The organism is Pseudolysinimonas sp., assembly GCF_057350545.1.
Window position 1 is genome coordinate 1 of sequence record NZ_JBMRCP010000054.1, and the last position, 5590, is coordinate 5590.

The following is a 5590-nucleotide window of genomic DNA, read 5'->3' on the forward strand; positions in this document are numbered from 1 at the left end:
CCGGCGAGCTCCTCCGCGAACTCACCATCGACCCCAACCGCGACTACCAACCCCGCACAACAAGAAACCCCCGAACCTGAGGGTTCGAGGGTTTCCTATGTCCTGAGACAGGACATTGGCGGTACCGGTGGGATTTGAACCCACGGATGGCTTGCACCATCACATGTTTTCGAGACATGCTCCTTCGGCCGCTCGGACACGGTACCGCCGACGATCCTAACCCAAGTCGCCCTCGGGCGACGACGTGAGCACCCGGTGCACAAGCGGCACACCCGGACGGTACGCGAGGTGCACGTACGACGGCGCCTCCAGCACCACGAGGTCGGCACGAGCCCCGACCCGCAGCGTCCCGACATCCGATCGTCGCAGCGCCGCCGCCCCACCGAGCGTCGCCGCCCGCACCGCCTCGAGCGGCGTGAGGCCGAGCTCCCGCACGCCGAGGGCGATGCAGAACGCCATCGACGTCGTGTACGACGAGCCGGGGTTGCAGTCGCAGGCGAGGGCGATGGTGACGCCGGCATCCACGAGGCGGCGGGCATCCGGGTAGGGGTGTCGCGTCGAGAAGTCGACGCCCGGCAGCAGCGTCGCGACCGTCGACGAGGATGCCAGCGCGTCGATGTCGGCGGACGTCAGGTAGGTGCAGTGGTCGATCGACGCCACATCCAGCTCGACCCCGAGCTCGATCGCCGAAGAACACGGGCCGAGCTGGGCGGCGTGCATCCGCAGGCCCAGTCCGGCCGCGCGGCCGGCGAGCAGGATGCGGCGTGTCTCATCGACCGTGAACGCGCCGGTCTCGCAGAAGACGTCGATCCACTTCGCGAAGGGCGCTGCGGCCGAGAGCATTTCGCCGCACACCAGGTCGACGTACGCGTCCCGCGGGATTCCGTCGGGCACGACGTGCGCGCCGAGGAAGGTGGTCTCGGGCGTGAATTGCGACGCGATGCGCAGCGAGCGCTCCTCGTCGGGGACCGTGAGCCCGTAGCCCGACTTGATCTCGATCGTCGTCGTGCCCTGTGCCCGCGCCTCGGCCACGAGTCGCGCGGCATTCGACGCGAGCGACTCGTCAGAAGCCGCGCGCGTGAGCCGCACCGTGCGTCGGATGCCACCGGCCTCGTACGCCTCCCCCGCCATCCGCGCTTCGAACTCGTCGGCACGATCGCCCGCGAAGACGAGGTGCCCGTGCGAATCGACGAAGCCCGGGATGACCGCGCGACCCTCGACATCCAGCACCGAGTCGGCGGCCGGAGCCGACGTCGACGGCCCCACCCACGCGACGCGACCGTCGTCGATGACGAGCGCTGCGTTCCGCAGCACATCGAACTCGGGCGTGAACGCCACAAGCTCGCCGATGCCGGTCACGAGGGTGCTCATCGCGTTCCGAACCCCCGGATCGCCTCGAGCACACACAGCGCCACGAGCCGCACGGTGCGGCCGTCGGGGGCGTCGAGCGCGGCATCGACTTCTGTGAAATCGAGAGACACGACCGACGGGTGCGCTCCCGCGGCGAACGCGGCGTTCCGCAGGTCGAGCGCCGAGAGGCCGCCGGGCACGGAGGCCGGGCATCCCGGGGCGACGGCGCGGTCGCACGCGTCGACGTCGAGGTCGACGTGCACGCGGGTCGCCCCGAGGTCGTCGAGGGTCGAGGTCATCACGTCGGCGAGCGAGAGGCCGACGAGCGCCCGACGCGGCACGACGGTGATGCCTGCCTCGACCGCACGCGCAGCGTAGGCGGCGGAGTTGGCGAGCGGCTCGATGCCGAGCTGGGCCATCCGCGACCCGGGGATGCCCGCCTCGAGCAGTTCCCGCACGGGCGACCCGTTCGACGACCCGTCCCGCAGGTCGTAGTGGGCGTCGACCGTCACGAGCCCGTCGGCAGCACGCCCGAGCGCCACCGGCACCGTCGCCGCGTTGTCGCCGCCGAGGGCGATCACGAGCGAGGCGTCGAGCGCGGCGATCGCAGCTGCCGCCTCCGACACGGAAGCGTCCGGGTCCACGAGGTCTCCGGCATCCGCGATCACGAGCGACGACGACAGCGAGTACCGACGCAGCGCCTCCCGCACGGCCGCCGGCGTCGTGTGCGTCGACCCCGGGGTGATGGACCGCGACCACGCCGGCACCCCGACGAGCACGACATCCGCATGCCCTGACGGCGCGGGCCACCCCCCGGCCCGTGGCCACAGCGGGTCCTCGAAGAGAGCGGCCATCACTCCGCCATCGGGATGCGCACGCCCAGCCGTTCCGCAGTGTCGACGGCCTCGGAGTACCCCGCATCCACGTGTCGGATGACACCCATCCCCGGATCGTTGCGCAACACGCGCGCGATCTTCTCCCCGGCGAGCGCCGTGCCGTCGGCGACCGTCACCTGGCCCGCGTGAATGGAGCGTCCGATGCCGACACCTCCTCCGTGGTGGATCGACACCCAGGATGCCCCCGACGCGGTGTTGACGAGCGCGTTGAGCAGCGGCCAGTCGGCGATCGCGTCCGACCCGTCGAGCATCGCCTCCGTCTCGCGGTAGGGCGAGGCGACCGAACCGGCGTCGAGGTGGTCGCGGCCGATCGCGAGCGGGGCGCTGAGCTCGCCCGACGCGACCATGTCGTTGAAGCGCAGGCCGGCGACATCCCGTTCGCCGTAGCCGAGCCAGCAGATGCGCGCGGGCAGCCCCTGGAAGTGCACCCGCTCCCCGGCGAGCTTGATCCAGCGCGCGAGCGACTCGTTCTCGGGGAACAGCTCGAGGATCGCCCGGTCGGTCGCCGCGATGTCGGCGGGGTCGCCCGAGAGCGCCGCCCAGCGGAACGGCCCCTTGCCCTCGGCGAACAGCGGGCGGATGTACGCGGGCACGAAGCCCGGGAAGGCGAAGGCGTCCGCGTACCCGGCGGTGAGCGCCTCGGTGCGGAGGTTGTTGCCGTAGTCGAAGACCTCGGCCCCCGCCTTCTGGAAGCCGACCATCGCCTCGACGTGTCGCGCCATCGAGTTGCGCGCCGCCTCGATGAAACCCTGAGGATCGCGGGTGCGCGCCGAGGACCACTCGTCGACCGAGTACTCGAGCGGCAGGTAGGCGAGCGGGTCGTGGGCGCTCGTCTGGTCGGTGACGATGTCGATCTCGGCCCCCATCGCCAGCAACGCGGGGAACACCGCCGCGGCGTTGCCCAAGACACCGATCGACAGGGGGCGGCGGGCATCCCGGGCCTCGTACGCCAGCGACAGAGCCTCATCGACCGACGACGCGAGCACGTCGAGGTAGCGGTGCTCGAGCCGCCGCGCGATACGCGAGGGGTCGACATCCACGACGATCGCGACACCGTCGTTCATGGTGACCGCCAGGGGCTGCGCGCCGCCCATCCCGCCGAGTCCGGCCGTCAGGGTGATCGTGCCCGCCAACGACCCGCCGAACCGCTTGGCCGCCACCGCGGCGAACGTCTCATAGGTGCCCTGCAGGATGCCCTGCGTGCCGATGTAGATCCACGAGCCGGCCGTCATCTGGCCGTACATCGTGAGCCCGAGCGCCTCGAGCCGGCGGAACTCGTCCCAGTTGGCCCAGTCGCCCACGAGGTTCGAGTTGGCGAGCAGCACGCGCGGCGCCCACTCGTGCGTCTGCAGCACGCCGACCGGCTTGCCCGACTGCACGAGCAGCGTCTCGTCGCCCTTGAGCGTGGTGAGCGTGCGGGTGATCGCGTCGAAGCTCGCCCAGTCGCGCACGGCCTTGCCGGTGCCGCCGTAGACGACGAGCTCGTCGGGATGCTCCGCCACCTCGGGGTCGAGATTGTTCTGCAGCATCCGCAGCGCCGCCTCCTGCGGCCAGCCGAGGGTGTTGAGCTGCGTGCCGCGGTGGGCGCGCACGGGACGGGGGCCGTTCATGCGATCTCCTTCACGAGAGCGTCGAGGTCGGGGCCCTGCACAAGGTCGACGGCGGCGTCGATCTCGGGGGCGAGGTAGCGGTCGGGTCCGGCGCCGGGCACCGTGCGGCGGAGGAGTTCGATGACCCGGGCGCTCACGGGCGACGAGCCCTCACCGCGCATCTCGATGCCGCGGGCGGCGGCGATGAGCTCGACGGCGAGCACCCGCCCCAACCCGTCGAGGCTGCGCCGCAGCTTGCGCGCCGCCGACCAGCCCATCGACACGTGGTCTTCCTGCATGGCGCTCGTCGGGATCGAGTCGACGGATGCCGGAACGGCCAGGCGCTTGAGCTCGCTCACGATCCCCGCGGCGGTGTACTGCGCGATCATGAGGCCCGAGTCGACGCCCGGGTCGTCGGCGAGGAACGGCGGCAGCCCGCCGTTGCGGGTCTTGTCGAGGAACCGATCCGTGCGCCGCTCGCTCATGCTCGCGACATCCGCCGCCGCGATCGCGAGGAAGTCGAGCACGTAGCCGACGGGGGCGCCGTGGAAATTGCCGTTCGACTCGAGCCGCCCGTCGAGCGTCACCACCGGGTTGTCGATCGCGCTCGCGAGCTCGCGGTCGGCGACGAGGGCCGCGTGCGACAGGGTGTCCCGAGCGGCGCCGTGCACCTGCGGGGCGCACCGCAGCGAGTAGGCATCCTGCACCCGCGTGAAGCCGTTCGTGGTGTGGGCGGCGATGACGGGGCTGCCCGCGAGCACGGCGCGCATCGTCGCGGCCGACTGCTGCTGGCCGGGATGCGGGCGGAGGGCATGCAGGTCTTCGACGAACACCCGGTCGGTGCCGGCGAGGCCCTCGATGCTCATCGCGGCGATGACATCCGCGATTCTCAGCAGGGCGTCGAGGTCGACGATCGCGAGCGACAGCATGCCGAGCATCCCGTCGGTGCCGTTGATGAGGGCGAGGCCCTCCTTCTCGGCGAGAACCACCGGTTCCAGCCCCGCGGCGTCGAGGGCATCGGATGCCTTCTGCCGGCTGCCGTCGCGGGTGGTGACGTAGCCCTCGCCCATCGCGGCGAGCGCGAGGTGGGCGAGCGGGGCGAGGTCGCCCGAGCAGCCGAGGCTGCCGAACTCCCGCACCTCGGGAGTGATGCCGGCGTTGAGCATCCCGGCGTACAGCTCGGCGACCTCGGGGCGCACCCCGGTGCGTCCGGTGGCGAGGGTCGAGAGCCGCAGCAGCATCGTCGCCCGCACGACCTCGCGCTCCACGAGCGGACCCGTGCCGGCGGCGTGACTCCGCACGAGCGACCGCTGCAGCTGCTGCCGACGCTCGAGCGGGATGTGCGTCGTCGCGAGCGCGCCGAACCCCGTCGAGACGCCGTAGTGCGGCACCGGGTCGGCAGCCAGGTCGTCGATGATCTTGCGCGAGTCGGCGATCGCCGCCCGAGCGTCGATGCCCAACTCGACCCGCACGTCGTGGCGGGCGACCGCGACGACGTCGTCGATCGACACGGCTCCGACACCCACGACGACACTCATGCCGCCATGCTGCTCCCGCGTCGTACGGGGATCGAGAGGATGTCGGCATCCCCTGTCTCGTATGCGAGACCTCGCGGGTTGAGTGCCGCGCGCAGCGCGGTGTATCGAAACCCACCATTCGGGCTACTCGGGGTGGGTTTCGATACACCCGCCTTCGGCGGGCACTCAACCCGCGGGGTGGGTGGGGTTTCGATACACCCGCCTTCGGCGGGCACTC

The 5590-nt window shown here is 71.4% G+C and carries 4 protein-coding genes and 1 tRNA gene; all 5 read right to left on the reverse strand.

Translation table 11 applies throughout. The annotated features are described in order from the left end of the window. Positions 1 to 116: 116 nt before the first annotated feature. The 5 genes from ACO1X9_RS07625 to hutH all read right to left on the reverse strand — a co-directional run bounded on the left by ACO1X9_RS07625 (position 117) and on the right by hutH (position 5373). Positions 117 to 206: transfer RNA gene (locus ACO1X9_RS07625), tRNA-Ser, on the reverse strand. 10 nt (positions 207 to 216) lie between these two features. Further along, the gene (hutI, locus tag ACO1X9_RS07630) at positions 217 to 1371 is read right to left on the reverse strand and encodes an imidazolonepropionase (protein WP_486350224.1); all 1155 of its coding nucleotides are present in this window, start codon (positions 1369 to 1371) and stop codon (positions 217 to 219) included. Continuing rightward, positions 1368 to 2204 carry an arginase family protein gene (locus tag ACO1X9_RS07635; protein ID WP_486350225.1) on the reverse strand — a complete coding sequence of 279 codons (837 nt, stop codon included), beginning with the start codon at positions 2202 to 2204 and terminating at the stop codon, positions 1368 to 1370. The genes hutI and ACO1X9_RS07635 overlap by 4 nt, the downstream gene beginning before the upstream one ends. Further along, on the reverse strand, positions 2204 to 3856 hold the full coding sequence (gene hutU / locus ACO1X9_RS07640) for a urocanate hydratase (protein WP_486350226.1): 1653 nt from the start codon (positions 3854 to 3856) through the stop codon (positions 2204 to 2206). The genes ACO1X9_RS07635 and hutU overlap by 1 nt, the downstream gene beginning before the upstream one ends. Then, positions 3853 to 5373, reverse strand: a complete 1521-nt coding sequence (gene hutH / locus ACO1X9_RS07645) for a histidine ammonia-lyase (protein WP_486350227.1) — start codon at positions 5371 to 5373, stop codon at positions 3853 to 3855. Before hutH ends, hutU begins: the two co-directional genes overlap by 4 nt. Positions 5374 to 5590 lie beyond the last annotated feature (217 nt).